Consider the following 1,806-nt stretch of genomic DNA (forward strand, 5'->3'; position numbering starts at 1 on the left):
CGGGTCGGCGGTGTCGCTCGCCGTCGCCGGTTGCGCTTGGTGCCCTCGCGGTGCCTGAAACCAAGAATGGTGTGGGAGCCCGTCCCTGGTACCCCAGGTTGTTGCCCCCCGTGCACGTGTCTCAGTGTCATGAGTCTATGACGGGCTCTGCGAGCGGCGCCGTCCCTGGCCGGTGATCGGGACGGAGCTGGAGGCTCGTTTGGACGTGTTGTACTCGCATGTCGCAGGGATCGATGTGCATAAGAAGCAGATCACGGTGAGTGTGCGGACCCCAGATCCGCGGCGGGTGGCACGGCGGGAGACCACGCGCACGTTCCGCACGTTCTACGCGGAGTTGCTGGCGATGGCGTCATGGCTGGTCGAACACGGGGTGACGCATGTGGCGATGGAGTCGACCGGCCCGTACTGGTGGCCGGTGTACTCCGCGTTACGGGAGGCCGGTGGGCCGGGCTTGACGATCGACGTGGTCAACGCCGCGCACGTCAAAGCCGTGCCGGGTCGTAAGACGGACGTCAAGGACTCGCAGTGGCTGGCGCGGCTGTTGGAGGTCGGGCTGCTGCGGGGTAGTTTCCTGCCGCCGGATGACATCCGTGAGATCCGGGACCTGACCCGGTATCAGACGAAGCTGACCGAGGAACGCAGCCGGGAGAAGCAGCGGCTGCTCAAAGTCCTCGAGGCGGCCGGGGTCAAGCTGGACGTCGTCGCGTCGGACACGTTCGGCGTGTCGGGCCGGGCGATGCTGGATGCTCTGGTGGCCGGGGAACGCGACCCGCGCGTGTTGGCCGGGCTGGCCCGCGGGGTGCTGCGGAACAAGGCCGACGATCTGCGGCTGGCTCTGGCCGGCAGGTTCACCGCCCATCATGGTCAGATGATCGGGTTCCACCTGGCCCGGCTTGATCACCTCGACCAGATGATCACCCAGGTCAAGGAGAAGATCGGCCACGCCGGCACCGCCGGCACCACCCGGCGGGCCGCGGTCGGGGAGTGCGGGCTGGTCGCGCCGTTCGCCGAGCAGATCCGGCTGCTGAGCAGTATCCCCGGGATCGGGGAACGGGTCGCCGCGGTGATCGTCAGCGAGATCGGCGTGGACATGGGCCGGTTCCCGTCCGCGAAGCATCTGGCCGCGTGGGCCGGGCTCGCCCCCGGGAACAACGAGTCCGCCGGCCGGCGTCGCAAGGCCCGGCACCGCAAGGGCAACACCCACGTCCAGTCGATCCTCATCGAGGCGGCCCTCGCCGCATCCCGGACTCGTACCCGGATCGGGGCGCGGTTCCACCGGCTGCACCGCCGCTTCGGCGGCCGGGCGAACAAAACCGCCGGGAAGAAAGCCGCGTTCGCCGTCGCGCACACCCTAATCAAGGTCATCTGGACCGTCCTGTCCACCGGGCAGCCCTACACCGATCTCGGCCAGGACTACTACACCCGCGGCGTCGACCAGCAAACCCACACCCGCCGGCTGATCGCCCAGCTCGAAGCCCTGTCGGGCAAGAAGATCATCCTCACCGACCACGACGACGGCGACAGCCCGGACAGCGGGGATCCCGGTGACGGCGAGAGCGGTGAGGCCGCCGGCTGAAAGGCCCACCACCAGCGCGCACATATAGGGGTGGGAAGAACGCCGACAAGGCCGTTTCCGGCGAAAGGTCAGACCCCGCGGGGCCGACAACGTGGTCGCTCTTCCCACCAGCACCCAGCTTGCCGCACCCCGCCACCAGCGGCAAGCCCACCACCATGCCCGGAAACCACCGTGTCCCGGCTCCGCCGGGACGCTGCCGCACACGTGGCTGAGGCCGAGTTTCGTCTCAG

At 68.8% G+C, this 1,806-nt stretch carries 1 protein-coding gene; it reads left to right on the top strand.

The window, feature by feature from the left end; translation table 11 throughout:
- Positions 1-205 precede the first annotated feature (205 nt).
- Entirely contained in the window at positions 206-1,576 is a 1,371-nt protein-coding gene (locus SLP03_RS31325; protein WP_319464248.1) for an IS110 family transposase, read from the top strand.
- Positions 1,577-1,806 lie beyond the last annotated feature (230 nt).

Source organism: Micromonospora sp. RTP1Z1, assembly GCF_033804685.1.
Lineage (GTDB): Bacteria > Actinomycetota > Actinomycetes > Mycobacteriales > Micromonosporaceae > Micromonospora.